The following is a 359-nucleotide window of genomic DNA, read 5'->3' as shown; positions in this document are numbered from 1 at the left end:
TCGATCCCGACCGCGTCGGCGGACACCTCCGGTCCGGTGGCGGGGCACGGTGACGGGGGCGCGTACGTGCGCCAGCACCTGGAGGTGGCCCGGCTGGTCGCCGACGCGGTGCGTGAGCGCACCGGGGTGGAGCACCCCTGGCAGCTGGTGTACCAGTCGCGTTCGGGCGCGGCGCACATCCCGTGGCTGGAGCCGGACATCTGCGATCACCTCGAGGAGCGGCACGCGGCCGGTGTGCCGGCGGTGGTGATGGCCCCGATCGGCTTCGTCTCGGACCACATGGAGGTCCTGTACGACCTGGACACCGAGGCCACCGCGCGGGCGCGGGAGCTGGGCCTGCCGGTGCGCCGTTCGGCCAC

The 359-nt window shown here is 74.4% G+C and carries 1 protein-coding gene; it reads left to right on the top strand.

Annotated elements, in window-relative coordinates; genetic code table 11:
* Positions 1-359, top strand: a 359-nt coding sequence (locus E4U92_RS35650; protein ID WP_174864158.1) for a ferrochelatase, incomplete at both ends; no start/stop codon positions are given.

Origin of the sequence: Streptomyces galbus (genome assembly GCF_005280195.1) — a bacterium.
Classification (GTDB): domain Bacteria; phylum Actinomycetota; class Actinomycetes; order Streptomycetales; family Streptomycetaceae; genus Streptomyces; species Streptomyces galbus.
Note: the sequence above shows the minus strand (reverse complement) of the source record. Positions and strands in the feature narration are given on the sequence as shown.